The organism is Bacillus sp. FSL K6-6038, from assembly GCF_038050455.1.
GTDB classification, from domain to species: Bacteria; Bacillota; Bacilli; order Bacillales; family Bacillaceae_G; genus Bacillus_A; species Bacillus_A pseudomycoides.
Genome location: NZ_JBBOUH010000001.1, coordinates 182319 through 207231, shown reverse-complemented (window position 1 = coordinate 207231; position 24913 = coordinate 182319). Strand labels below are relative to the sequence as shown.

Genomic DNA, 24913 nt, shown 5'->3' with positions numbered 1-24913 from the left:
GATTTTCTTCATCCCTCACTGATTATTAGTTGAACGAATCCGGCTTTTACGGGCAATTCCCCCCCACCTAACTTCTTTACTTTTGCTGAATTTTGAGGCGGGGGTCTTACTGCCCGCAAATAGCGGGATAAATGGCAGAACGGTTTCACCAATTGCATTTTTACGAACAGCTATTGTAAATTCATATCCTTTTCTTGCACCAAATCTGTGTCATCCCTTGATCTAGTTATGTATCTAATATATATGAAGAAATGCTGTTTTTTGTGTATGTCACCTATTGATTAAGAAGATTGTTTCGCCACATTTCCCTTTTGTCTTTGTTCTACAAGGTGATCTAAAGAAATATATACAAGACCGGCTATTACACACCCCACTCCTAAAATCGTAAACAATACATGCCCAAGCGATCGATCAAGTAGTAGTCCGCCAAGAAGCGGGCCGAACGCATTCCCTGTAATCCACTGCAAACTTGCCGCCCCCATATATGTTCCACGTAAATGCTCTGGTGCCAAATTTGCAACAAATGTCATTTGTACAGGAGACATAATCATTTCACCTAGCGTATATACCGCATAGACAACAAGTAATGTTATTAAAATAACCGTACCCTCTGTTCCAAATTCACCAAACCACCTTGGAAGCCAACCGATGAATAACAGCCCGATTCCAAATAACCATGCCCCATATAACATCGTCTTTCCAACTGGTTTATCTGTTGCCCATTTTGAAATTTGGAATTGGAATAAGACAACTAACAAGCCGTTTAAAGCCATTAAATATGGATATGGGTTATTTTTCCCAAAGATTTCTTTCATTTCATTATCAAAATGAAGGGGGAGCATGCCTTCTGTTTGCGAGAAACCCATGGAAATAATAATACCAGCCAATAAATAAATCATAAGTACCTTATCTCTCAAAACAACTTTCCAAACAGATTCTGCTTCCTTTTTCGTATTCCCGTTCTCTTTCAATGCAGTTCTCGGCATCGTTTCTTGAATAAGCATTAACACAAGAAGTGCATAAAGCAGCATTGTAGAGGAAGCAATAATAAATACAAGGTTTTTCGAAAGTACAACTACAGAAGCACCCATAATCGGTCCGATTGCCGCGCCAATATTATGCCCCATTCGCAATAAACCGTATGCCTCCGTCCTCTTTTCAGGCGCTGTGACATCCGCTACCATCGCCGATGCTGCTGGATGAAATAATGAATTACTTAACCCTAAAAAAATAGACAAAATAGCATAAGGAATAAATCCTTCTATAAATAAAAAACCGAGCATCAACAATGCATTACTTGCCATCGAAAATATCATAATAGGTTTTCTACCATATATATCAGCAATTCGGCCACCTATAAGCGAACCAAAGCTTGCCGCAATAGGAGAAAGCGCCATAATAATCCCTACTTGTAATAAAGAATCTACTTTATCTTTTAAATACAATGCAAAAAATGGCATTAACATCATCATTGCAATTCCATTCAGTGTTTCTCCTATAAAACGAATCCACACATTACGGTCCATTGCTTGTAATTCACGCCATGTCTTTTTCATTTACAACACCCCTTTAATCAACCACTCCTTATCTTATATTAATTTTAGAAAAATGTAAATTTTCAAAATAAAAGATCCGTTCTATTCTATTTAGAACGGATCTTTTTCCTATAAATTCGCTGCATTCTCCTCATCTTTTTTATTACTTAAAACACTATGCTTTCGACTATATAAGAAGTAAAATGCTACACCAATCACCATCCAAATGCCGAAACTCATCCATGCGGTTCCTGATAATTGAAGCATTAAATATACACAAAAGATAACCGTTAATGCAGGTAAAACTGGTACAAGTGGCACTTTAAAAACACGTGGTAAATCTGGGTGTGTTTTTCTCATTACGATAACCGCAACTGCTACAAGAGCAAATGCCGATAATGTTCCCATATTTACAAGGTGTGCTAATACATTTAAGTCGATAAGCCCCGAAATAAGTGCTGCGATAATTCCTGTCGTCCATGTATTTAAAAACGGTGTTTTAAATTTCGGATGAACTTTCGCAAGACGCTTTGGTAATAACCCATCGCGACTCATTGCATATGAAACACGAACCTGCCCATACATCATAACTAACATTACAGTTGTAATCCCTGTAATTGCTCCTACCGAAATAACACCTGCTAAACCATCTTGTCCAATAAACTGAAGTGCGAAAGCTACTGGATCAGAAATATTCAGCTGACCATAAGGTACAATTCCTGTCAAAATAAGTGAAACAACGATATAAAGAATCGTACAAATAAGTAATGATGCTATAATACCAATTGGTAAATCGCGTTGCGGACGTTTTACCTCCTCCGCTGCCGTTGATACAGCATCAAATCCAATGAATGCAAAGAATACCGTTGCAGCCCCAGCCATTACACCATCAAGACCAAATGGCATGAACGGCGTCCAATTTTCCGGCTTTACATAATTAAAACCAGCAAAGATAAAGAGTAATACAACTGCTAGCTTAATAAAAACCATAATATTGTTTACGCGAGCACTTTCACGTACACCTCTAGATAAAAGGGCAGTCATAATTAAAATGATAATAACAGCTGGTAAATCGATAAGGCCACCCTTTCCTGTTCCAGGAGCAGAAGATAAAATGGTCGGAATATGAATCCCAAAACCTTTTAACAAAGATTGGAAATAAGCAGACCATCCATTGGCTACCGCAGATGTTGCTAATAAATATTCCAACATTAAATCCCATCCAATTAAAAATGCAAATACCTCTCCCATCGTTGCGTACGTATACGTGTAAACACTTCCCGAAACCGGAACAGAAGATGCAAATTCTGCATAACAGAATGCAGCAAAGGCACAAGCTAACGCAGCTATAGCAAATGATAAAATGATAGCTGGTCCAGAATGTTTCGCTGCCACAACACCCGTAAGAACAAAAATACCTGTCCCGACAATAGCCCCAATTCCAAGCATTGTTAAATCCAATGCTCCCAATGTTCTAGCTAATGTTTTCTGTTTACTTTCTTGCATTAGTTTTGCAATTGGCTTTTTTTGAAAAATTCGCTTCATAGCATGCACCTCTAAATTTTAATTTTCTGAAAATTTTAATTATTTCTTATTTTACTCATAACATATTTTTTAGTCAATACTTTTGTCGAAATAAGCAGAAAAATATCTCATCAGCTAGTAGAATAAAATGCAATCAACACACAATCATTTCCATCATTTAGGTTTTTAACCATATTAAATTCGTAATTCGACATAAAAAGATAAATAATATACAAACAATACATATAACTATATCCCTATATCTTTTTATAATTATTTTTGATATTCTATAAATTGTCGATTCCAACCAAAGAAAGAGGCATAATCATTTTATGAGCATGCCTCTTTCTTTTATCTCGCTATTTACGGGCAGTGAGCCTCCCCTGATGGAAGTTTCACTTTATTTAGTATATGAACCTTCTTCAATCCAGCTATACATATACTTCTCATCTTCCGTTTCATGCGCTTGTTTCACAATACGGAGCGGACGGAACGTATCGATCATAACCGCTAATTCAATTGTTTCTTTTTTCCCTAAGCTTGCTTCTGTTTTCCCGGGATGCGGCCCATGTGGAATACCACTCGGATGGAGTGTAATTGAACCTTCTTCTACACCTTTTCTGCTCATAAAGTTCCCTTCTACATAATAAAGAACTTCATCACTATTTACGTTACTATGATAATACGGTGCTGGAATTGCTTCCGGATGATAATCATATAAACGCGGCACAAAAGAACAAATAACAAAGTTATGACCTTCAAAAGTTTGATGAACTGGCGGTGGCTGATGAATACGGCCTGTAATCGGTTCAAAATCTTCTACATTAAAGACCCAAGGATATAAATATCCATCCCATCCGACAACATCTAAAGGATGATGCCCCATAACATGTTTATGCATATAACCTCTCGACTTTGTCATGACAACAAACTCGCCTTTGTCATCATATGTCTCTAATTTTTCCGGCCCTCGAATGTCTCTTTCACAGAAAGGGCTATGTTCTAATAATTGACCATACTCATTACGATAACGACGCGGTGTTGTAATTTGGCTATTCGCTTCTACAACAAGGAACTTAGACTCTCCTTCATCTGGAATAACTCGGTAAATTGTTCCGATTGGAATCGTTACATAATCACCTTTCCGGTAATGAATCGTTCCAAACATTGTCTCAATTTTCCCAGTTCCATAATGAACGAATAACATTTCATCTCCATCACCATTACGATAAAAATAATCCATTTTTTCTGTCGGATTAACAACACCAATTAATAAATCTTCATTTCCTAATATAAAATTCCTCCCACTTACCGCATCTCCAGTTTTTCTATTCTCTTTCGTGCGAAAATGACGATGAGCAAGCGCCACATCTTCTTCATACTGTAACTGACAAGAATGCGCTAACGCAGCATGTCCTACTTCAGTTGGCATATAATGATGATACAAAATAGATTGTGTACCAGAGAAACCTTTCGTTCCCATCACCTGTTCACGATAAAGTGATCCATCTTCTTTACGAAATTGTACATGTCGTTTATGAGGAAGCTCCCCCATGTGACGATAATACATGCCCATCACCCGCTTTCGTTTCTTGTTTCACTGTGTTACGCAATGTACCTAGTCCAGTGATCGTAAGTTCTACAACGTCACCATCTTGTAACCACTTTTCTGTACCAAGTTCTAAAATACAACCAGTGCCAACCGTGCCAGAACCAATTACATCTCCTGGATATAACGTAACATCTTGCGAAGCACGTTCTATCATTTCTGCAAACGTATAGTAAATATCTCGGAAATTCCCTTTAGACAAAAGCTCCCCGTTCACATGGGCAGTCATTTCTAAGTTATAACGTTCACCAGTGCGATAAACATCTAACTCCTCTTTTGTAACAAGATAAGCTCCTAATGAAGTAGCAAAGTCCTTTCCTTTTGCCGGACCAAGCCCTACTTTCATTTCCTCAGCTTGCAAATCTCTTGCGCTCCAGTCATTCATAATACAATAACCGAAAATATATTCTTCTGCTTGTTCACGCGAAATATTTCTTCCCTCTTTCCCAATAACACAAGCGATTTCTAACTCATAGTCAAGCTTTTGAGTTTGTTTCGGACAAGAAACTGTAACTTCTGGCCCGATGACAGCACGGTGATTTGTAAAATAAAAAACCGGAATATCATACCACTCTGGAACAACATCTAATCCACGACGTCCACGAGCCGTTTTGACATGTTGCTCAAATGCATAAAAGTCACGAATACTACCTGGGTTTGGGATGGCTGCACAAAGCTGCACATCTTCCAAAGCGTACATGCCACTTGTTGGTTTTCGAATACCATGGGCTATTTCTACATACTCATCTGCTTTCTCTAAAAAAGCAAGCATAGATGAAGGAAGAGTGCCATTACTTGCTATATTCATATCAATTACTTTGTCACCTTCCAGCCAACCAGCTCGCATCTCTCCTGAAGGAAGACGAAATGTAATCAATTTCATCAATTTTCCTCCTCACTATTTATACAAAATGAAACTTTTATCAGTGGGAGACACAGCCCCCACTGATAAGTAAATTTTTATAGATTTCCGCGTCGTTCTTGCTCTCTTTCAATTGATTCGAATAGAGCTTTAAAGTTTCCTTCTCCGAATCCCCGAGAACCTTTACGCTGAATAATTTCGATAAATAATGTTGGGCGATCTACAATTGGCTTTGTAAAAATTTGTAGCAAGTACCCTTCATCATCACGATCCACAAGAATCTTAAGCTCTTTTAGCTTATCAATTTCTTCATCGATTTTCCCAACGCGTGCTGTTAACTCTTCATAATACGTATCTGGTGTATCTAAAAATTCAACTCCGTTTGAACGAAGCGCTTCAACCGTTTTCACAATATCATTTGTCAACAATGCAAGATGCTGTACACCTGCACCGTTATAAAACTCTAAGTACTCTTGAATTTGTGATTTTCGCTTTCCATCTGCCGGTTCATTAATTGGAAACTTAATACGGCTTCCATTTGTCATAACTTTTGACATTAGCGCGGAATACTCCGTGCTAATATCATCATCATCAAAATGAATCATTTGTTTAAAGCCCATAACGTTTTCGTAATAGCTAACCCACTCTTCCATTTTTTCAACGTTACCAACAACATGGTCTACAGCAATTAAACCTGATTCGTCACTCGGAATATCAAAATCAACCTTCTCATAACCAGGCATAAATGTTCCTTTATAATTTTTACGCTCTACTAGCGTATGGATTGTATCGCCATACGTACCGATTACTGCTTTTTTTAATGTTCCTTGTTCATCTGTTAACTCTTCAGGTGGAGCAATCGCAACCGCACCTCGTTTTACAGCCTCTGAGTATGCTTTCTCAACATCATCAACAAGTAAAGCTACGTCTTTCACTCCGTCACCATGGATCTTTACAAATTCTGCAATACGGCTATCACTATTTAAAGTCCCAGACACAACAAAACGCATGTTTTTTTGCACGAGAACATAAGATACTTTTTCACGATTCCCTGTTTCTAATCCCGAATAGGCAACAATTTTAAATCCAAACGCTCTTGCAAGGTAATAACTTGATTGCTTTGCATTTCCTACATAAAATTCTAAATGATCGACATCACGTACCGGAAAGAAATCCTCCATTTGTGCAGCTAACGTATCCATAGATTTTTGTTTCATAAATTCCTCATCCCCCTGTAAATAAATTGAATGTTACATACTTAGAACCATCCGAAAACGCTTCCATCTACCAATAAAAAAATTAGTTAGCAAGCTAACAAATTTCTGACTTTTAAAGTTTTCTATCTTTTCTGTCAAATCCCTCTTTTTTTCTCCCATATAAAATTCGACTTTTTTCTATTTAAAACAACATAATCAAAGCTGGTAGTATGTCTCTTTATTACCTCAAAAACAAAAAGACCCTAACATATTAAACATCTATAATACGTTAGGGCCTTTATTTTTTTAGGATAATTGTCTTAATAAGATATAGGTAATTCTGTTTCTCTATATTCATTATACTAATACATTTGTAAGGAATACAATGAGCGCTGTTAATACTGCTGCTCCACTCGCCGATACTAATAAATCCATTTTTGTTACTTGTAATACTTCTTTGTTTTCCATATTCCCCATTCTCCTTTCAGCTTTATTTTGCAATCTTCATTCTGCTCTATTACTTGTACAAAACTTCTATTATACTAATACACTTGAAAGAAATACGATTAATGCTGTTAATACTGTTGCTGCTCCTGCTGATCCTAATAAGTCCATTTTTGTTAATTGTAATACTTCTTTGTTTTCCATGTTTCCCATTCCCCTTTCAGCTTTATTTTGCACTCTTCATTCTGCTCTATTACTTGTACAAAACTTCTATTATACTAATACACTTGAAAGAAATACGATGAATGCTGTTAATGCTGTTGCTGCTCCTGCTGATCCTAATAAGTCCATTTTTGTTAGTTGTAATACTTCTTTGTTTTCCATGCTTCCCATTCTCCCTTCAATTCATAACTTTATTTTTATTTGGTACTGTCCGTTCTACTGCTTGCACAAAGTTTCTATTATACTAAAACGTTAGAAAGAAGTACGATTAATGCTGTTAGTACCGCTGCTCCACCTGCTGATCCTAAGAAATCCATTTTTGTTACTTGTAATACTTGTTTGTTTTCCATGTTTCCCATTCTCCCTTCAACTTATAACTTTCTTTTTATGTGATGCGATCCGTTCTACTGCTTATACAAAATTTCTATTATACTAAAACGTTAGAAAGAAGTACGATCAATGCTGTTAATACTGCTGCTCCACCTGCTGATCCTAAGAAGTCCATTTTTGTTACTTGTAATACTTGTTCAATTTTCATATTTACTCTCTCCTTATTAATAGATATTTATATGTAATTTCCAAGAAATGATTAATTCATAGTTTTTATCTTAACGTTACATTAAATTAACTTGTGTAACGTTTGTAACATTAATGTAACATAAGTTTTTTCATACTGCAATATAAATACATAAAATTTATTACATTTTTTTTACGATATTATTAATTTTTTTTATAAACCCCTTTATACAGCGGTTTCCAACACATACACACTTGTAACATTAATGTAACATTAGGGTTACAAATCGAAATAAAACGTAGTAGAACGAGCACCTTTTCAATTTTGCTCCCTCATCATACTCTTTCGGAATCATTTTAAAGTTTGTCTCATTAACATTTCCATAAAGCCCAAGATAAGTTTATATGTTTCCTCAAGATAACTATGTATAATAAAAAACAAAGAGGTGGTCAGTTTGAAATTAATCGCACTAGATATGGATGGTACACTACTATCATCTAATCTTGAAATCTCCAAGGAAAATTTACAAGCTATTCGTGATGCTAAAGCAGCCGGTCATGTTGTAATGATTTGCTCTGGTCGTGCAAAAGAAGATGCTTTAAAACTATTGGAAGAGTATCAATTATCACTTCCAGTTGGAGCAAGCAATGGGGCAATTGTTTACGTTGATGGAAAAGTAATTAACGCACGTTGTTTACAAAATGCTAAAGTATACAAGCTTGCTAAATTACTAGAATCTGAAGGATTTCCATATAAGTTGTACACAAATAAAGGAGTTTATTCTCCTTATAATTGGAATGAAAAAGTAATGCATGCATTCGAAGAAAATAAGCATGCACTTGATGTCACAATTGAAGAACTGGAACGAATTACAGAGAAGCAAAAAAAAGCGAACTTAATTACTGATTTCAAAAAAATCGAAGATGTCGTAAATAATCCAGAGTTAGAAATCTCGAAATTCTTTATTTTGACGTTTGACGCAGAGCATCGCTCACAACTACTACAGTCTTTACAAGAAGATAAAGAAATTATGGTTACAGCATCGGCTCCGACAAATTTAGAAATTATGGACAAGTATGGTCATAAAGGAAATGGATTACAAGAAATGGCGTCTTATTTCAATATTCCAATTCAAGATACGATTGCCATTGGAGACAACTTTAACGATGTACCAATGCTAGAGGTAGCCGGCCTATCTGTTGCTATGGGGAATGCTGAAGAAGATGTAAAGAAATTATGTGATGTTGTTACATTAACAAATGACGAGCATGGTGTTGCTCATGCAATTGAACAGTATGTACTAAAACAACCATCCTCAAGCAAATAAAAAAGGACTCTTTCATATTTGAAAGAGCCCTTTTTCTTTTACACATGATGACAAGCAACGAGATGCCCTTCCCCAACATCACGAAATTCTGGTACAGCTTGCTTACAAATATCCGTTGCAAACGGGCAACGTGTATGAAAGCGGCAGCCTGAAGGTGGATTCGCTGGACTTGGAATATCACCTTGCAAAATAATTCGTTCTCGCTTAACAGTGGGATCAGGAATTGGTACAGCTGATAACAGCGCCTTCGTATATGGATGAAGCGGATTTGCAAACAACTTGTCACGGGGAGCTGTTTCCACGATTGTCCCTAAATACATAATTCCAATTTTTGTACATAAATGTTCGACAACACTTAAATCATGTGAAATAAATAAATAGGATAAACCTTTTTTCTCTTGTAATTCACTGAACAAGTTTATAATTTGTGCTTGAATAGATACATCTAATGCTGCAACAGGTTCATCAGCAACAATAAATTCTGGATTTAATACCATCGCCCTTGCAATAACAATACGCTGGCGTTGTCCTCCCGAAAACTCATGCGGATAACGATCAATATGATATGGTGCTAAACCACATAGTTCTAATACTTCTAACACTTTTTCACGAACATTCTCTTTCGTAGCTAAGCCATGTGCTAGCATTGGTTCACCAAGTGCTTCTCCAATTCTCATCCGTGGATTCAATGAACTAAACGGGTCTTGGAATACAAGTTGCATATTAGGACGATACTTTCGTAATTCCTCTTTCGATAACGTATGAACATCTTGCCCTTTAAATTTCACTTCACCTTCTGTTTTTTGAACGAGACGAAGAATGGTTTTACCAATTGTCGTTTTTCCACTTCCAGATTCACCTACTAGACCAAACACTTCACCTTTATTAATCGTAAAGCTTACTCCGTCTACTGCTTTTACATGCCCAATCGTTCTACCAAATACGCCGCCCTTAATCGGAAAATGCGTTTTTAAATTCTTCACTTCTAATAAAGATTCACTCATTGCTCTGCACGCTCCTCATATAACCAGCAAGCTACTTTATGATAATCTTCATGCACTCCAAGGCCTGGCGCCTCATTCTTACATATATCCATGCAATGTTCACAGCGACCGCTAAAGTAGCAAAATTCATCTAAACCAACTAAGTTTGGAACTTGCCCCGGAATCGAATAAAGTTTATCTGTTCGTTTCCCCATTACTGGCTTTGATTTTAATAATCCTTTTGTATATGGGTGTTTAGGATTTTGGAATAGCTCCAGTACAGGTGCTTCTTCAATGACTTTGCCACCATACATTACAACAACATAATCTGCCATTTCTGCTACAACACCTAAATCATGTGTAATTAATAAAATAGATGTTTTAAATTCTTCTTTTACCTGTCTTAATAAATCTAGTATTTGCGCCTGAATTGTAACATCTAGTGCTGTTGTGGGCTCATCAGCAATTAGTAATTTAGGGTTACAACTCAGTGCAATCGCAATCATGATCCGTTGCAACATCCCACCGCTTAGCTCATGGGGGTACGAATGAACAATTTCATCAGAACGTGCAATACCAACCTTACGAATTAATTCAATAGCTTTTTTATATGCTTCATTTTTACTAAGAAGCTCATGCTCTCTTAACGTCTCAACAATTTGTTCTCCAACAGTAAAAACTGGGTTAAGAGATGTCATTGGTTCTTGAAAAATCATCGCGATATCATTTCCTCTTAAACTTCGGAGTTCTTTCTCTTTCATCCCCAAAAGACTTTGGCCTTCATAAAGAATATCACCACCAACAATGCCGCCAGATTCCGCAATAAGTCCCATAATAGATAAAGCCGTTACACTTTTCCCACAACCTGATTCTCCCACTACACAAACTGTTTCACCTTCTCGTACAGAAAAGCTAACATGATTCACAGCTTTTACTGTACCTTCTTCCGTATGAAAGTGTGTTTGTAAATCTTTTAGTTCTATTACTGCTTTACTCATGATTCCTCACCTACCGCTTCATTTTTGGATCTAATGCATCACGAAGTGCATCACCAAGTAAGTTAATTGATACAACTGTTATAAAAATCGCAAAACCAGGCGGTATCCATAACCATGGACGTTTTTGGAAATCAATTAATGAGTTTGCTGCACTAATCATATTCCCCCATGATGGCGTAGGTGGAACAACCCCAAGACCTAAATAACTTAATGCTGATTCACTTAAAATAGCTCCCGCTACACCTAACGTTGCCACAACAATTAATAAAGGGAATACATTCGGAATTAAATGATGTACAATCTTCCGGTAATCCTTTAATCCTAATACATCAGCAGCTTGCATAAATGATTGTTCTCGAAGTGTTAAAATTTGTCCTCGTACCAGACGTGCAAGTCCCGGCCATCCAATCAAACTTAACATGATCATAACAACATAAAGTCGATATTCAGATGGAAGTTTCCATTCTGATAAGATAGCACCCATAATGATAAGTAATGGTAATCCCGGAATAGACATTAACACGTCTGCAATACGCATAATAATATGATCTACAATACCACGATAAAAACCAGAGATAGCTCCTAATAATGCACCGAGTATGACGGATAGTAGCATCGAAGCTAAACCAATTGTTAATGAAATTCGGCCAGCTTGCATTAATCTCGTTAAAATATCTCTTCCCAATTGATCTGTGCCAAGCCAATGTGAAAAGTTTGGTGGTTTATTAATTTGTGTTACTTGAATTGTTCCAGAAACATATGGTGAAAAAAATGGTCCAATAAAACAAAATACAAACATAAAAATCAAAGTATAAAATCCAAATAGTGCTAATTTATTTTTCTTAATTCTAGTAAATGCTTGTCGCCATGGCGAAGTCAAATTTCCTTTTCTCTTTTCTTTCTTCTTTACCGTTACAATAGTCTCCATCTTTCTCCCTCCTTACTTTAATCGAATACGCGGATCGACAATCGCATAAACGATGTCTGCTAAAAAGTTTGCGATAATTGTTAGGCAAGAGAGAAACATTGTAAATGCCATTAATACCGTATAATCCCGAAAACTTAACGCTTCTAATTGAATGGTCCCAATTCCTGGCCAGTTAAAAATTTGTTCAATAATAATTGCACCAGAGAACAATCCCGGCAATTCAAATGCAAGTAATGTGATTGCTGGTAAAATCGCATTTTTTAGTGCATGTTTATAAATAACGGCTTTTTCTTTCAATCCTTTTGCACGTGCAGTACGGATATAATCCTGTCTTACGACCTCAAGCATGCTCGTTCTAAAATAACGAGTCAATGAGCCGACACCAAGGAGTGTTAAAATAAATACCGGTAAAATCATGTGCCTTAGTACTTCCAATATGTACGTAAAACCCGTCGAATTACTTCCTATATCAATCATCCCACCAATCGGTAATAAATGAAGATCAACAGCAAATACTTTAATTAAAAATAGACCGATAAAGAATGATGGGAATGACATCGCTGCAAAAACACCGATTGTTACAAGTGCGTCAAACCATGAATGTTGCTTTGTTGCTGAAATAACACCCACAATAAGTGCAATGATCCAAGTAAAAAATAAAGCTGCAACAGCAACAATAAAGGTATTCCAAATAAATTTATTAAGTAATGATGTAACAGGCTCTTGGTATTGCAGCGAGAAACCAAAATCACCATGTAGCGCATTACCTAGCCAATGAAAGTATCTTTCTATAATAGGTTTATTTAATCCATACAATTCTCTTAATTCCTGTGCACGTTCTGGCGTTAACTTTGGATTCGAATCAACATAATCTCCCGGCAGAAGAGCAAATAAGAAAAAAATAATAATAGATGTACCAAACAAAGTAGGAATCATTTGTAGAAACCTACGAATGCGATATGTTTTCACCTTTTGTCTCCCCAATCATAGTTACTTAAAAATAGAAGAACATTTTTTCAAAACAGCAAGAACTAACAACTGTATGAAAAAACGTCTTCTATTCATTAATTACTTATCTCTATTGTTCAATAGATAAAACAGGTAAGTTTGAACTAATGCTATCGTATTTTTCTGGATTAATTCCTTTTACACGTGCATTGTGTGCTGAAATACTTTTACGGTAATTTAATAAAATGACAGGGGGATCATCGCTTAATTCTTTATATAATTCTTTATAAATAGGTTTTCTTTTTTCAATATCAACTGTTTCAATACCTTTTTTAATTAATTCATCCACTTTTGGGTTACTATAATCCGCTGAATTATCTGGATGCGTAGATTCAAACTCACCTACAGGTTCACTCGGATCAGAAATGATCGATGTTGCAACAGCTGCTAAATCATAATCAAACTTTCCAACTTTCGAAACAAGTGTATTAAAGTCCATGATTTCTGGATTAAATTCCACACCTAACGCCTTATAATTCTCTTTCGCAATTGGTATAAACACCTCTTCTTGCTTTCTTCCACTTGCCGCATAATAACTCAACTTTAATTTCTGCCCATCTTTTTCACGAATACCATCAGATCCAACTTTCCAACCAGCTTCATCTAACAATTTTTTTGCTTTCTCTACATTGTATTCGTATTGATTTATACCCTTATCATCATATGCCCATGATGTTGGTGAAATCGGTATATTCGCAACAGAAGCATTCCCTTGGAAGTATGTATCTACATATTTTTTACGATCTAATCCGTAAATAAGCGCTTGCCGTACTTTTTTATCTTTTAAGTATGGCTTCTTATTATTAAAGTAAACGAATGAGTATGAGCTCACTGTTTCAATATTGAAATTAGCAAAGCCTAAGCTCTTTAATTGTTCAATATTGTCATTATTCGCAGCAAACCCATCATAGTCCGTTTCTCCTGTTTGGAATAACTGGAAATTCGTGTCAGGTGTTGTAATTTTATAAATAAAGTTTTTAACTTTTGGCTTACCAGCATAATAATGTTCATTTGCTACAAATCTTACCTCTTGACCTGGGACATACTTTTCAAATTTATAAGGCCCTGCTGCCATTGGTTTACCATATAAATCTTTTAAATAGTTTAAGCTAGTATTTTGCTTATAATCTTTTCCATAATAAGCCTTAGATAAGACAGGTCCTCCCAAGTTTACTAACGCTTGTGAGTTTACTTTTTCCGTCGTAATTTCAATTGTTTGCGGATTAACAACTTTAATCCCTTCAATCGATGTAGCTTTTCCTTCTTTATAATCTTTTCCACCTTTAATTGCATATTGTAAAATATCTGTACCACCCTCATAAGCCTTATCATGTAGCAATGTTAATGTAAATGCTACATCATCTGCTGTTAACGGTGAACCATCACTAAATTTTAAATCTTTTCGTAAGTGAAACGTATACTTCAATTGATCAGAAGATACATCCCATTTCTCTGCAAGCTCTGGAACTGGTTTCCCTTGCTTATCTGTTGATACAAGAGACGCAAATATAACTGATGTTACGTTACCGTCCCAACCATTCTCTTGGAAATAAGGTAAGAACACACCACCAGGTTTTGAAATCCCTAAAATAATTGTATCTTTTCTCTGCTTCGCTTTCTCAGGATTTTTTGATTTATCTGTCGCTGCAACCTTCTCTATTTTTAAATCTTTCACATCCTGCTGTTTCGCCGGCTCTGTCGAAGCCTTATCCTCTTGTCCCCCACAAGCCGATAACACAAGCGAACTACTCAGTAAAACAGAAAACACACCAGCCCATTTTTTTGTCTTTTTCTTCATTGTCCCCACCCTAACTTTTTTTAATAATTACACCTTATGAACTGCTTGCCTTATATATGCCTCCCACAGCAACATTTTATAACCCCATCGGAAAAGTCGGTTTTAAATACAAAAAAAATAGATGTTTAGAGGGGTAATAATCTTATTCCGACCTTTCCGCTAGACTTTATGGTTATTAGCTTATATTGTTCGTTATATTTTGTCAATTCTTTCTATTTAAATATTTCAAGATTTTTAATTTAGGTAGACTTAACAATATTCCATTATAATCATCTTCCTGTAATCCTTGTATTCTCGCATTATGTGCAGACACAACCTTACTATTATTTTTACTATGAAGAAACGATTAAAAAAATAATTCTATTATTCAGTGGACGAGCATAGAATGCTAACAAACTACCAAAAAGGGGGGCGAAAATATGGACAAACTATTCCAATATGTTCTGCACTATGTTGCATTAACACTCATGATCGTCGGGGCATTACTACTATTTCCGTTCTTCCCAAGGTTCGTCCTCTTTTTAGCATTTCTCTTTATGCTCGGAATTGCGATTGCTATTTCTATAGGGGAAGACGATACACAAAAAGAAAGCAGAGTTCAGCGGGCGAAGCTGTAGACTCTGCTTTCTTTTTTCAATCATAACGTATTCTTGTTAAACCGATTATAAAGAATACACCAGCAAATAACATAAGTATACCAATATATCCTGCTATATCTGCCAATGTCCCTCCTCTTGCAATCAATTCGGTAAATCCACGCATTGCCCAAGTTTGAGGAACAAAGTTCGCTGCGGTTTGCATCCATTCTGGTTCTATTTCAATTGGCCAATACAGCCCACTAATCATGCAAGTTGAAATAACAACGATATTACCTAAAGCTGACTGCTGCTCCGTTGTTTTCACAATACTTGCTAATAATAGTGCTAAACCAATGACCGCTAACAATAACACTGAGACAAGTATGATTATCCCTAGTAGATTTCCCCACTGTACATCGAACAAAACATTCGTTAATACCATTAAAGTTCCAAATTGAATCCATCCAATTAAAAAGAAGGAAAGTATATATCCCCCAAGTATTTGAGCCTTTGAAACAGGCGTTCCTAATAAACGATACCAAACGCCAAGTTGTCTTGATTTTAAAATTGTTCCTGTCGCACTTAGCATCACAATCATTACAAAAAGAATAGAAAACCCTGCTGCTCGCCCTGTTACGTTATTCAGCTTTTTCTCCCCAGGTACAATGGATTCCTTTTGAAGTGAAACTGGTTCTACCTTTGTATGAATCGTTTCATACATCTTTTCCCAGGACATTCCTCCTTTTTTCTCTGAATCCCTTGCTGCCGCTACTTCTATGTCCATCTTTTTCATTGCACTTTGTAATACTTGTTCTACAGAGGCTCCTCCCGTGAAATCAGCACTTGATTGGAATTTAACCTTCTCTATCTTCCCGTCCGTCATACTCTTTTGAAATTCTTTTGGAATTGTCACAATACCTGAGGACTTCTTATTTTTGATTTTTTGTTTCGCTTCCTCATACGTTACCTTTTCTATAGAAATTAAATCACTTTTCTTTATTTCCTCATAATAGGAGTTGGATAATGTAGATCCATCTTGGTCTACTAAACTAATATTTACTTTCTCGTTTCCACTTCCACCTAAAAGTCCGCCAAAAATGAGTGTGAAAATAATCGGCATTCCGAACATGAGTGTATAGCTTTGTGGCTTAATTAAGATTTGTTTTAACTCTAACCAGCAAAGCGCCCAAACTTTCTTCATGATTTCTCCTCCTATCTCGTACGCAAACGGAAGGTTCCGATGATAACGGAAGCAATACCCGCACTAGATAAACTTAATATAACTGGAAGTAACGCATACCCTGATGTACCCGACATAATGTTTAAAAAACTTGTAAGTGCCCATTTATTCGGAGCGATGTTAGCAATTGTTTGAAGAGTATCCGGAAATGCATAGATTGGTAACATAGATCCACCTAATATAGCTAACAACTGAATTCCAATGCCACCCATTAAATCCGCTGTTTTTTCTTCACGAATAAATGCCGCGATGAGCATAGATAAGCCAGAAACACAAATTGCATAAGCAATTCCTACTACTACAATTTGTGAAACATCTTCACCCCAATTCACATGAAATGCGTAATAAGTAGCAACTACAAATACTCCAAATTGAATACAAGCAAATAGTAATGTACCTAAAAATTTACCTAATAATATGGCAAAAGAGCTTGTCGGTGTGCTTGATAATCTTGCTAATGTTTCAGTTCGTTGCTCTGTTATAATAGATTTTGCTCCTACTGTTATGTTATATAGTAAAAACATCACTAACATTGCTGCAGCATAATATTGCATCGCAGCCACTGTTTTTTTGCCGATTGTTCCTTTTTCAATTCCATCCGTATTCGAAGCCGCCACTGCTTGTAAATTAGCACTTACCTCTTTTGCAACCTGTTCTATATTTCCTGGCTGTGCCTTTGCTAAATCTGTTGCGACAGTCTTAGTAGAAACGGCAACTGTTTGCACACGCTCTGAGAAGGAACGAATAAGCGATTCAGCTATTTTTGCTTGTATATCTTTTGATGGATCAGTAATCAATTTGGGTTCTTTTAATTTTCCATCCTTTATATGTTCACTCCACTCGTTTGGAATAATCATTCCAACATCAATTTTCTGTTTTCTTAGCAGATCCTCCAGCTCTTTTTGTGAAGCTACGACCTCTACCTTCACATCATCCTTAATCTCTTTTGAATGCAATACATCTTTTTGAAATATATTTGCAAACTCATCTGTTCCTTCTTGATAATAACCAATCACCGTTTTAGGTAATCCACCACTATCTAATATGTTACTTAGTGCTGATCCTAAAATAGTCGTTAATAGAAGTGGCATAAGTAACATCATCATAAATCCACGCCGATCTATTAAACGAATTTTTAAATCTTTCCATGCAATAATAAAACTTTTCATGAGTTCCTAACCTCCTTAATCACGAAGTGAACGCCCTGTTAGCTGTAAAAAGAGAGCTTCTAAATTTGGCTCTTGTACTTCAAGCTTTAAAATTTGCACATGATTTTCTACTACGATCGAAACAACCGTACCAACAGCTTCTCCAGTCTTCAGTCCAATATCGAGTGTATTCGTATCCTCATCAATGATAATCCGTTCTACAGTGGGAATTTCTTTTACTTTCTGCAGTAACTCCTGGCTATAACGATTCAGTTGTAACTTCACCATAAAGCCATCAGCAAGACGATTACATAACTCCGTTTTCGTTCCTAGTGCAATTACCTTTCCATAATCAACAATTGCAATTCGTTCACATAAATACTCCACTTCTTCCATGTAATGGCTCGTATAAATGACCGTCATACCTTTCTCATTTAATCCTTTTACCGTCTCTAAAATATGATTCCGTGATTGTGGATCAATCCCGACTGTCGGCTCATCCATAATTAATAACTCTGGTTCATGCATAAGTGCCGCACCAATGTTAATTCGGCGTTTCATTCCACCTGAAAATGTTTCAATTTTGTCCTTTGCGCGATCCTGTAAACCAACATATGCTAATACCTCATCTGCTCGTTTCTTTGCAATAGCTCCACTTAAACCATACATTTTCCCCCAAAAGATTAAATTTTCTTTCGCAGATAGCGTAGGATATAAAGCAATATCTTGCGGGACAATACCGATCTTCCTTTTCGCATCTAATGGATATTCTTTTACAGATTTCCCCCCAACTTTTATATCACCGCCATCATATGGAATAAGCCCACAAATCATTGATATCGTCGTCGACTTTCCTGCACCGTTTGGACCAAGCAAACCAAATGTTTCTCCTTTCTTAACTTCAAAAGATACATTCTTTACAACTTCCTTCTTTCCAAACGACTTTGTAATATGATCTACGACTAACATGCCGATTCAGCCCCTTTGCATTAATCTACAATTTCATTGTAAAAAAACATCCTCTTTCTTCCATCACCCTTAAGATAGAAATGCAAAATAAAAAAGCAGCATAATTTGCTGCTTTTTTATTTTTCTCTATGCCAAAAGTCATGTGTATGTTGTAATACCGTATCTTACTGCATATATAGCTGCTTGTGTCCGATCCCTCAGCTCCAGCTTACTGATTAAGTTAGAAACATGATTTTTTACGGTTCCCTCTGTAATAAACAATTTCTCAGCAATTTCTTTATTATTTAATCCAAGGCCTATTTCTCTTAATACATCTATTTCACGCTCTGTTAATTGTTCCACTTGCTTTGGCTGATTTTGCTCTGATATTTCCACTACTTTTGTTCTTTTTAGTTCCTTCACAATTTGCGCTGTTATATCTTGTGGCAATACCGCTCCCCCTGCATGGACCGTTAATATTGCCTGAACAATTGCATCTGTCTCCATATCTTTTAATAAGTAACCGCTCGCTCCTTGCTCTAATGCTTCAAAAATGAGTTCACTATCATTAAATGTCGTCAGCATAAGAACCTTCATATCAGGGAACCTTTCCCTTATTAAGCGAGTCCCTTCAACGCCATTTATACGAGGCATTCGAATATCCATCAAAATAATTTCAGGTTGTAATTGTTCTGCTATTCGAACTACTTCATCCCCATCATTTGCTGTTCCCACCACTTCAAGTTCTGAACGTAAATTTAATAGCATTGCTAAACCATCACGAATAAGTGACTGATCATCAACGATCATAATACGAATCATTTCGTTCCTCCTATTACCCACGTCTTTTCCTTAAGTGGAAACTCAATCTGTAATCGAAAACCCTTCTCTTTTTCACTTTCAAATCGAATGATCCCACCATGTTCTTCTACACGTTCTTTCATATTTATTAAACCAAAACCAGGACTCACTTCATTTACGCCAACACCATTATCCGTAATCGATAGCATAACTTTTTCATCTAAACACAATAAGCTAACTTTACATAAACTAGCTTTTCCATGGCGTTGTGCATTTGTTAATGACTCTTGCATAATACGCAACAAAGTAGGTTGTAATGACAATGGGATTATAATTGGATCTCCCTGTAAATGAAAGGTTACTTGTACTTTGGTTACCTTTGAAAATTCATTTAACATTCCTTTCATATTTTCTATTATGTTCCCTAGATCTCTTTCTTCCTTCAACGCACGAACTGAAGCTCTTACCTCTTGAAGGGATTTTCTAGCTAATTCATGGCATGTATGTAAAACTTCTTCTGTAGCATCTGACTTTTGCTTCCATAAAGCCTCTGCAAGCTGCAATTGAACAAGTAAAGCCGTCATATTATGACCAACTGTGTCATGAATTTCTCGGGCAATATCGTTCCTCTCCCGAACTGTAGTTAGTTCTTCTACTTCTTTCGCATAAAGCTGTAATTGTTCATGCGCTTCTTTTAGAGCTATATGTGATAACGTCAATTTTTCGTATTGATCGTCGACAGTTTGGCGGGCTACTGTCAGTTTTTTAATTAAGTTCCCGGATAAAGCACTGAAGACAACGAACATAAAATTAATAGCATTACTATCAACTTCTATCTTTCCAGTATATTGATACGTATATAGTAAAATAGCAGACCAACATACAAAGAAAAAACTCACAAAAAAATATACAACTGCTTTTCGCCACGTATGAATAAATACTCCTACCGCATCAATCCCAAATATAATTAAATACAAACATGTCTCGGGAAATAAAAAACCTAGTAGTGCTGTAACTACTCCATTTGAGAGGAATACATAAAATTCAAGCCTTCTCCCTTGATGTGGTTGTATAAGTAAAACATGATTTATAACGTACATTAAACATGCAATACCAACAAATATTTGTAACCCTACTGTTTCACGTGAAACATGATTTATATATACCATGCAAATCATAACAATCGTAATGAGACGCGCATACCTTAACATAAAATTCTCCTCGCGTTTTTGAACTATTGTTTTAAATCATACCAACATGTAAAAAATCATTTTCACAATATAACATAAAGAAAATTATACCATTTCCATCTCGCGTTAACGGATATTAATAGAAAAACAAGTCACCCCCACATCTCCTAAGAGGATGACTTGTTTTTCTTTCATCTATTCCATCATACTATCTAATCGATTATATAATTCCGCCCGTAATCGTTCTTTTTCTGTTTTTTCTTTATATAACCGTTCTAACTTTTCAACATTGCTTGTTTCTTCCATTGTGCACTCCAGCGCATATATATCTTCTTCTATATACATAAGCTTATCTTCAATTTCTTCTATACCAATAGATTCCTTCTTTTTTACATTCATTACTTTAATTTTTGGAACCTCTTGTTGTTTCACTTCTTCTTTCTCTATTCTCTCTGCCCATTTCTGACGTGCCCATGCATAGTTCCCCGCAAATTCAAACAATGTATGTTCATCGATCCAATATGTTTTTTCAAACAATTTATTTAAAAAGTAACGGTCGTGTGAAACAGCAAGAATGGTTCCATTATATTGTTCGAGAGCTTCTTCCAGCACTTCCCTTGATTCGATATCAAGATGGTTTGTGGGCTCATCTAGCACAAGGAGGTTTACATCTTGATACATAAGCTGTGCCAAACGTAATCTCATCCGTTCACCACCGCTAAGCTGATTGACCTTTTTAAAAACGGCTGGACCATAAAATAAAAAGCGAGCTAATATATGGCGAGCTTCTCCTTCAGTTACAGCTACATGCTCCCGGAATGCTTCCAATACATTGGTTTTTACGTTTCCATAAGCATGCTGCGATAAATAACCGATTTTCACACTACTACCGATTCTGATCTCCCCAACATCTGGTTTCATTTCTTCTAATAGCAATTTTAATAATGTTGTTTTTCCTGTACCGTTACGTCCAACAATAGCTGCACGCTCTTGAAAACGCACATGTAAATTTGCTCCCTCAAATAAAATACGCCCAGCAAAATTTTTGCCAACTTCCTTCATTACAATAACATCTTTTCCGCTTCTCTCTTGTCCTTCAAACTGAAGCCCCATTTGTTTTCTTTCTAAAATTGGCTTCTTTAACTTTTCCATCCGTTCTAACGCGCGTTCCATATTTCTAGCACGTTTATGCAGTCCTTCATTCGGAGGATTCGCTTGATTCGCCCATTCCCTTAAACGTTTAATTGCTTCTTTCATTTTCTTTATTTTCTTTTGCTGTTCTTGATAAGATTGGAACTCTTGGAGTAATCTTTCTTCCTTCTCCTTCACAAACTGTGAGTAGTTCGTATGATATACATGAATTTCTCCGTCTTCCAAGTCAAAAATTTTCGTAACGACTTCATCAAGAAAATAACGATCATGTGAGATCACAACAACTGTTCCTGTATACTCTTTCAAAAATTGTTCGAGCCATTCTACTGCAAATAAATCTAAATGGTTCGTCGGTTCATCTAACAGTAGTAAATCTGGTTTCTTGAGCAGCATATAAGCAAGACTTACTTTCGTCTGCTCCCCGCCGCTCAGTTCAGCAAAAATTCGAGAAAATAGCTCCGTTATTTGTAAACCATTTGCTACTTTCATGATGTTCGCTTCTATTTCATAACCACCTAAAAACGAAAATTGTTCTTGCACTGCGCCATACTTCTCCATTAACCTCTCTAAACTAGTTGGATCGTGTTCCTCCGCCATACTTTTCTCTAAATTTCGCATGTTTCTTTCTAATTCTTTCTCTTTTACAAAGGCAGCGCTCAATACATCATATACATTTGTTTCACCAGCAAACTTCGGAATTTGTGCTACATGACCAACACGTGTCCCTTTTTTCATATGAATTGCTCCAGCATCTACATTCTCTATTCCTGTTAATAGCTGAAAAATTGTGGTTTTCCCGCTACCGTTTCTGCCAACTAATCCAATGCGTTCACCATTTTTTATTTCAAGCGATATATTTTCAAATATGATGTTTCCACCAAAAGATTTCGTTACATTGTTTACACTACAAATTGTCATTTTCCGTACTCCTTTCAACGTAAAAAAACATAGGGAAAGAAACTTTCCCCATGGTTTTTGGCATAGAAAAAGGAAGCCAAATAGCTCCCTTTTCACACGTTTTATAAAATGGGTGAAGAGATTTCTATCGTTCAATAACTGCTATGCAATTGCTAAAAAAGGGCATACGTATCCCGTTAGCAATCACATCATGAAAAATCGCACGACAAAAATAGATAAAATCTAAAAATTTTGCGCGTGCAGCTAAAGAACGTTTCATCTCATTCACTCCTTTCATACGGAATTTAATACTTACTCCTTTATTATACTTCCCCATTTGATGTTTGAATAGTCATTTTTCTGAAAATAATGAATATAGACTAAACATTTCAACAAATTACATCCAATCTTACACAACTGTTATGTTCACGTAATGGAAAGCAATAGTACGAAATCGTGCCTCCTTATACAATAAAGATGTAAGCAAGAGGTAAACAAAAAGAGGAAACAGTCCTGATGAAAGAAATCGTAAAAGCAGTCTTCGAGGTGTTAGTAAACGGACAAGCAGTTGTAAAAGAACTAAACCGACTATAAAAGGAGGAATAAAAATGATGAACATGGTAAAAATGATTCTCCACGCTTTAATTGATGCAAAAGCAGTTAGCCAAGAATTAAATGAACAATAAAAAGGGGAAAATGAATATGAAGAAAGCCATCTTTGCAATTGTAGGTACATTCTTTGCCTTACATGCACTGAAAAATAGAAAAAAGAAACAAAATGAAAATACTCTATATTATCCATACACATTATTACAAAAAAAATAAAAGACAAGATACCCAAGTACAATTAGGATATCTTGTCTTTTGTTTTTTCTATTAAAAATTGTTATTCTACAATCTTTTTATAATATGTATGATGCTTCATTAATTCATCGTGTATACCAATTCCTGTAATACTGCCATTCTCTATTACAAAAATGGTATCTGCTTGTACTACCGTTGATAAACGATGTGCAATAACAAATGTCGTTCTACTTGGAAATATTTTTTTGGTGGATTAGCAGTCCGCCATATATCCAAAAATGATACACTCTTTTGCTCTTCCATCTTCTATCTCCTTCTTTTACCATTTCCTCCTTTTCCACTATACAGGATTTTCCTTTCCCTTTCACGAATATAGTAGACGGGAATTTCACATATATTTTTAAAGGGGTATATACGAATGGATACACAACAACTTTATTTTTTAAATGACATTGGAAAACAAAAGCCAGAAAGTATTCGCAATAAAAGCACCGCTTGTCCTTTTTGCGATAGAGAAAATCTCACTGATATTTTAGAAACTGAAGACTCCATTATTTGGTTGGAAAATAAATTTCCAACATTAAAAGATACCTTTCAAACTGTTCTAATAGAAACCGGTAATTGTCATGATCATATTGCAACCTACACACCTGAACATATGCAAAAGCTACTGCATTTTTCTATAAAGCATTGGTTAGCTTTAGAAAAGAGCAACGAATTTACTTCTGTTATTTTATATAAAAATCACGGTCCATTTTCAGGCGGAAGTTTGCATCATGCACATATGCAAATTATCGGAATGAAATATGTAAACTACCTAGAAAACATAGTACCTGAAAACTTTCAAGGCGTTACCGTAAAAAAGGATGAACAAATTGAACTTAATATTTCTACACGGCCAATTATCGGTTTTACCGAATTTAACATTGTCATTGAAGACATAAAAACCATCGACACCATGGCACATTATATTCAGCAAACTGTGCGTTACATACTAACGGGCTTTCATAAAGGTTGTAGCAGCTATAATTTATTCTTCTATCACCTTGATGAAAAAATTATTTGTAAGGTTGTTCCTCGTTTTGTTGTTTCACCATTATATGTCGGGTATAAAATCCCTCAAGTTTCTACAAAGTTGGAAGATGTAAAACAGCAACTTGAACGATATTTTACAAATGAAATGGAACTTTTTATAGACAAATAG

26 protein-coding genes are annotated in these 24913 nt (G+C 35.9%); 4 read left to right on the top strand and 22 right to left on the bottom strand.

The window, feature by feature from the left end; all coding sequences use genetic code 11:
* Positions 1-281: 281 nt before the first annotated feature.
* The 10 genes from NSQ40_RS01215 to NSQ40_RS01170 all read right to left on the bottom strand — a co-directional run bounded on the left by NSQ40_RS01215 (position 282) and on the right by NSQ40_RS01170 (position 7930).
* Positions 282-1556, bottom strand: a complete 1275-nt coding sequence (locus NSQ40_RS01215; RefSeq protein ID WP_097786754.1) for an MDR family MFS transporter — start codon at positions 1554-1556, stop codon at positions 282-284.
* 108 nt (positions 1557-1664) lie between these two features.
* Positions 1665-3080 carry an amino acid permease gene (locus NSQ40_RS01210; RefSeq protein WP_097786755.1) on the bottom strand — a complete coding sequence of 472 codons (1416 nt, stop codon included), beginning with the start codon at positions 3078-3080 and terminating at the stop codon, positions 1665-1667.
* Positions 3081-3459: 379 nt separating this feature from the next.
* Entirely contained in the window at positions 3460-4629 is a 1170-nt protein-coding gene (locus NSQ40_RS01205; protein WP_033795826.1) for a homogentisate 1,2-dioxygenase, read from the bottom strand.
* A complete protein-coding gene (locus tag NSQ40_RS01200; RefSeq protein ID WP_003194522.1) occupies positions 4595-5551 on the bottom strand; it encodes a fumarylacetoacetate hydrolase family protein in 957 nt (318 codons plus the stop codon). Before NSQ40_RS01200 ends, NSQ40_RS01205 begins: the two co-directional genes overlap by 35 nt.
* Positions 5552-5628: 77 nt before the next feature.
* Positions 5629-6747, bottom strand: coding sequence for a 4-hydroxyphenylpyruvate dioxygenase (gene hppD / locus NSQ40_RS01195; RefSeq protein ID WP_097786756.1), 1119 nt, complete (start codon positions 6745-6747; stop codon positions 5629-5631).
* A gap of 336 nt (positions 6748-7083) precedes the next feature.
* Positions 7084-7194 carry a DUF3948 family protein gene (locus tag NSQ40_RS01190; RefSeq protein ID WP_016117023.1) on the bottom strand — a complete coding sequence of 37 codons (111 nt, stop codon included), beginning with the start codon at positions 7192-7194 and terminating at the stop codon, positions 7084-7086.
* A 69-nt stretch (positions 7195-7263) separates the two neighbouring features.
* The gene (locus NSQ40_RS01185; RefSeq protein WP_016117022.1) at positions 7264-7374 is read right to left on the bottom strand and encodes a DUF3948 family protein; all 111 of its coding nucleotides are present in this window, start codon (positions 7372-7374) and stop codon (positions 7264-7266) included.
* A 69-nt stretch (positions 7375-7443) separates the two neighbouring features.
* Positions 7444-7554 carry a DUF3948 family protein gene (locus tag NSQ40_RS01180; protein ID WP_033797748.1) on the bottom strand — a complete coding sequence of 37 codons (111 nt, stop codon included), beginning with the start codon at positions 7552-7554 and terminating at the stop codon, positions 7444-7446.
* A gap of 77 nt (positions 7555-7631) precedes the next feature.
* A complete protein-coding gene (locus NSQ40_RS01175; protein WP_018782014.1) occupies positions 7632-7742 on the bottom strand; it encodes a DUF3948 family protein in 111 nt (36 codons plus the stop codon).
* A gap of 77 nt (positions 7743-7819) precedes the next feature.
* Positions 7820-7930 carry a DUF3948 family protein gene (locus tag NSQ40_RS01170; RefSeq protein ID WP_018782013.1) on the bottom strand — a complete coding sequence of 37 codons (111 nt, stop codon included), beginning with the start codon at positions 7928-7930 and terminating at the stop codon, positions 7820-7822.
* Positions 7931-8363: 433 nt separating this feature from the next.
* On the opposite strand from NSQ40_RS01170, the gene NSQ40_RS01165 reads away from it, so the two are divergent.
* Positions 8364-9236: a Cof-type HAD-IIB family hydrolase gene (locus tag NSQ40_RS01165; RefSeq protein ID WP_367899872.1), complete on the top strand. Its 873-nt coding sequence runs from the start codon at positions 8364-8366 to the stop codon at positions 9234-9236.
* 38 nt (positions 9237-9274) lie between these two features.
* On the opposite strand, the gene NSQ40_RS01160 is transcribed toward NSQ40_RS01165, so the two are convergent.
* From NSQ40_RS01160 to NSQ40_RS01140, 5 genes are all read right to left on the bottom strand, one after another.
* Positions 9275-10240, bottom strand: coding sequence for an ABC transporter ATP-binding protein (locus NSQ40_RS01160; protein ID WP_033795825.1), 966 nt, complete (start codon positions 10238-10240; stop codon positions 9275-9277).
* A complete protein-coding gene (locus tag NSQ40_RS01155; RefSeq protein WP_003194443.1) occupies positions 10237-11217 on the bottom strand; it encodes an ABC transporter ATP-binding protein in 981 nt (326 codons plus the stop codon). Before NSQ40_RS01155 ends, NSQ40_RS01160 begins: the two co-directional genes overlap by 4 nt.
* Before the next feature lie 10 nt (positions 11218-11227).
* Positions 11228-12145, bottom strand: coding sequence for an oligopeptide ABC transporter permease (opp4C, locus tag NSQ40_RS01150; protein WP_003194445.1), 918 nt, complete (start codon positions 12143-12145; stop codon positions 11228-11230).
* A 12-nt stretch (positions 12146-12157) separates the two neighbouring features.
* Complete coding sequence (locus tag NSQ40_RS01145) at positions 12158-13114, bottom strand: ABC transporter permease (protein WP_341286049.1); 957 nt, start codon at positions 13112-13114, stop codon at positions 12158-12160.
* A 109-nt stretch (positions 13115-13223) separates the two neighbouring features.
* Positions 13224-14951 (bottom strand): ABC transporter substrate-binding protein, encoded by a 1728-nt coding sequence (locus NSQ40_RS01140; protein ID WP_097786758.1) that lies wholly within the window; start codon positions 14949-14951, stop codon positions 13224-13226.
* Between the two features lie 419 nt (positions 14952-15370).
* Here NSQ40_RS01140 and NSQ40_RS01135 point away from each other — a divergent pair, with 419 nt between their 5' ends.
* Positions 15371-15568, top strand: coding sequence for a hypothetical protein (locus NSQ40_RS01135; protein ID WP_018767142.1), 198 nt, complete (start codon positions 15371-15373; stop codon positions 15566-15568).
* A gap of 16 nt (positions 15569-15584) precedes the next feature.
* Here NSQ40_RS01135 and NSQ40_RS01130 read toward each other — a convergent pair whose 3' ends face one another.
* From NSQ40_RS01130 to NSQ40_RS01100, 7 genes are all read right to left on the bottom strand, one after another.
* Positions 15585-16730 (bottom strand): ABC transporter permease, encoded by a 1146-nt coding sequence (locus NSQ40_RS01130; protein WP_003205582.1) that lies wholly within the window; start codon positions 16728-16730, stop codon positions 15585-15587.
* Between the two features lie 11 nt (positions 16731-16741).
* Positions 16742-17938, bottom strand: coding sequence for an ABC transporter permease (locus NSQ40_RS01125; RefSeq protein ID WP_097786759.1), 1197 nt, complete (start codon positions 17936-17938; stop codon positions 16742-16744).
* Between the two features lie 15 nt (positions 17939-17953).
* Positions 17954-18886 carry an ABC transporter ATP-binding protein gene (locus tag NSQ40_RS01120; protein WP_003194457.1) on the bottom strand — a complete coding sequence of 311 codons (933 nt, stop codon included), beginning with the start codon at positions 18884-18886 and terminating at the stop codon, positions 17954-17956.
* A gap of 138 nt (positions 18887-19024) precedes the next feature.
* Complete coding sequence (locus tag NSQ40_RS01115) at positions 19025-19687, bottom strand: response regulator (protein WP_018767144.1); 663 nt, start codon at positions 19685-19687, stop codon at positions 19025-19027.
* Positions 19684-20877 carry a sensor histidine kinase gene (locus NSQ40_RS01110; RefSeq protein ID WP_003194461.1) on the bottom strand — a complete coding sequence of 398 codons (1194 nt, stop codon included), beginning with the start codon at positions 20875-20877 and terminating at the stop codon, positions 19684-19686. The genes NSQ40_RS01115 and NSQ40_RS01110 overlap by 4 nt, the downstream gene beginning before the upstream one ends.
* A 174-nt stretch (positions 20878-21051) precedes the next feature.
* Positions 21052-22926, bottom strand: a complete 1875-nt coding sequence (abc-f, locus tag NSQ40_RS01105; RefSeq protein WP_018767145.1) for a ribosomal protection-like ABC-F family protein — start codon at positions 22924-22926, stop codon at positions 21052-21054.
* A 124-nt stretch (positions 22927-23050) separates the two neighbouring features.
* The gene (locus NSQ40_RS01100; protein ID WP_018767146.1) at positions 23051-23185 is read right to left on the bottom strand and encodes an RAxF-45 family protein; all 135 of its coding nucleotides are present in this window, start codon (positions 23183-23185) and stop codon (positions 23051-23053) included.
* Between the two features lie 416 nt (positions 23186-23601).
* Here NSQ40_RS01100 and NSQ40_RS01095 point away from each other — a divergent pair, with 416 nt between their 5' ends.
* Together NSQ40_RS01095 and NSQ40_RS01090 are read left to right on the top strand one after the other, a co-directional pair.
* Entirely contained in the window at positions 23602-23730 is a 129-nt protein-coding gene (locus NSQ40_RS01095; RefSeq protein WP_026008686.1) for a hypothetical protein, read from the top strand.
* A 397-nt stretch (positions 23731-24127) separates the two neighbouring features.
* Positions 24128-24913 (top strand): DUF4931 domain-containing protein, encoded by a 786-nt coding sequence (locus tag NSQ40_RS01090; RefSeq protein WP_018767149.1) that lies wholly within the window; start codon positions 24128-24130, stop codon positions 24911-24913.

What these genes read in the sequence shown, in the direction of transcription:
- NSQ40_RS01125 (WP_097786759.1), bottom strand. Translation starts at nt 17,938, where the DNA reads ATGAAAAGTTTTATTATTGCATGGAAAGATTTAAAAATTCGTTTAATA.
- NSQ40_RS01135 (WP_018767142.1), top strand. Translation starts at nt 15,371, where the DNA reads ATGGACAAACTATTCCAATATGTTCTGCACTATGTTGCATTAACACTC.
- abc-f (WP_018767145.1), bottom strand. Translation starts at nt 22,926, where the DNA reads ATGACAATTTGTAGTGTAAACAATGTAACGAAATCTTTTGGTGGAAAC.
- hppD (WP_097786756.1), bottom strand. Translation starts at nt 6,747, where the DNA reads ATGAAACAAAAATCTATGGATACGTTAGCTGCACAAATGGAGGATTTC.
- NSQ40_RS01210 (WP_097786755.1), bottom strand. Translation starts at nt 3,080, where the DNA reads ATGAAGCGAATTTTTCAAAAAAAGCCAATTGCAAAACTAATGCAAGAA.
- NSQ40_RS01110 (WP_003194461.1), bottom strand. Translation starts at nt 20,877, where the DNA reads ATGTTAAGGTATGCGCGTCTCATTACGATTGTTATGATTTGCATGGTA.
- NSQ40_RS01155 (WP_003194443.1), bottom strand. Translation starts at nt 11,217, where the DNA reads ATGAGTAAAGCAGTAATAGAACTAAAAGATTTACAAACACACTTTCAT.
- NSQ40_RS01160 (WP_033795825.1), bottom strand. Translation starts at nt 10,240, where the DNA reads ATGAGTGAATCTTTATTAGAAGTGAAGAATTTAAAAACGCATTTTCCG.
- NSQ40_RS01090 (WP_018767149.1), top strand. Translation starts at nt 24,128, where the DNA reads ATGGATACACAACAACTTTATTTTTTAAATGACATTGGAAAACAAAAG.
- NSQ40_RS01180 (WP_033797748.1), bottom strand. Translation starts at nt 7,554, where the DNA reads ATGGAAAACAAAGAAGTATTACAACTAACAAAAATGGACTTATTAGGA.
- NSQ40_RS01140 (WP_097786758.1), bottom strand. Translation starts at nt 14,951, where the DNA reads ATGAAGAAAAAGACAAAAAAATGGGCTGGTGTGTTTTCTGTTTTACTG.
- NSQ40_RS01185 (WP_016117022.1), bottom strand. Translation starts at nt 7,374, where the DNA reads ATGGAAAACAAAGAAGTATTACAATTAACAAAAATGGACTTATTAGGA.
- NSQ40_RS01095 (WP_026008686.1), top strand. Translation starts at nt 23,602, where the DNA reads ATGAATATGAAGAAAGCCATCTTTGCAATTGTAGGTACATTCTTTGCC.
- NSQ40_RS01175 (WP_018782014.1), bottom strand. Translation starts at nt 7,742, where the DNA reads ATGGAAAACAAACAAGTATTACAAGTAACAAAAATGGATTTCTTAGGA.
- NSQ40_RS01200 (WP_003194522.1), bottom strand. Translation starts at nt 5,551, where the DNA reads ATGAAATTGATTACATTTCGTCTTCCTTCAGGAGAGATGCGAGCTGGT.
- NSQ40_RS01130 (WP_003205582.1), bottom strand. Translation starts at nt 16,730, where the DNA reads ATGAAGAAAGTTTGGGCGCTTTGCTGGTTAGAGTTAAAACAAATCTTA.
- NSQ40_RS01205 (WP_033795826.1), bottom strand. Translation starts at nt 4,629, where the DNA reads ATGTATTATCGTCACATGGGGGAGCTTCCTCATAAACGACATGTACAA.
- NSQ40_RS01115 (WP_018767144.1), bottom strand. Translation starts at nt 19,687, where the DNA reads ATGATTCGTATTATGATCGTTGATGATCAGTCACTTATTCGTGATGGT.
- opp4C (WP_003194445.1), bottom strand. Translation starts at nt 12,145, where the DNA reads ATGGAGACTATTGTAACGGTAAAGAAGAAAGAAAAGAGAAAAGGAAAT.
- NSQ40_RS01190 (WP_016117023.1), bottom strand. Translation starts at nt 7,194, where the DNA reads ATGGAAAACAAAGAAGTATTACAAGTAACAAAAATGGATTTATTAGTA.
- NSQ40_RS01215 (WP_097786754.1), bottom strand. Translation starts at nt 1,556, where the DNA reads ATGAAAAAGACATGGCGTGAATTACAAGCAATGGACCGTAATGTGTGG.
- NSQ40_RS01120 (WP_003194457.1), bottom strand. Translation starts at nt 18,886, where the DNA reads ATGTTAGTCGTAGATCATATTACAAAGTCGTTTGGAAAGAAGGAAGTT.
- NSQ40_RS01170 (WP_018782013.1), bottom strand. Translation starts at nt 7,930, where the DNA reads ATGAAAATTGAACAAGTATTACAAGTAACAAAAATGGACTTCTTAGGA.
- NSQ40_RS01100 (WP_018767146.1), bottom strand. Translation starts at nt 23,185, where the DNA reads ATGAAACGTTCTTTAGCTGCACGCGCAAAATTTTTAGATTTTATCTAT.